This is a genomic window from Desertibacillus haloalkaliphilus (assembly GCF_019039105.1).
Taxonomy (GTDB): Bacteria; Bacillota; Bacilli; order Bacillales; family KJ1-10-99; genus Desertibacillus; species Desertibacillus haloalkaliphilus.
In genome coordinates this window covers 1-322 of the sequence record NZ_JAHPIV010000635.1, presented here as the reverse complement: position 1 = coordinate 322, position 322 = coordinate 1, and the positions used below count along the sequence as shown (strand labels likewise).

Here is a 322-nt window from a genome sequence, read left to right as displayed (position 1 = left end):
ATCTACTAGTGTCTTGCGGTGAGATAATTTCTTCTGTTGTTTTCACGGATCTTTTGCAGAGTATGGGTATTACTGCTACTGCACTAACTGGTGCTCAAGCTGGCTTCAGAACAAATAACGAATTTTCAAATGCAAAGATTGTGGATATGAATTGTGACGATTTGAAAAAACAATTGAAAACAAGTGATGTGGTTGTTGTTGCTGGCTTCCAAGGTCAGACGTTCGATGGTCAGACGACGACGCTTGGAAGAGGGGGTAGTGATACGTCCGCAACAGCGTTAGGTGCAGCAGTTCAAGCTGAATGGGTTGATATCTTTACAGA

At 42.5% G+C, this 322-nt stretch carries 1 protein-coding gene; it reads left to right on the top strand.

Features of this window, described 5'->3' with window-relative positions; translation table 11 throughout:
- Positions 1-322: amino acid kinase family protein (locus KH400_RS23635; protein ID WP_438821145.1), on the top strand; the 322-nt coding region annotated here is incomplete at both ends.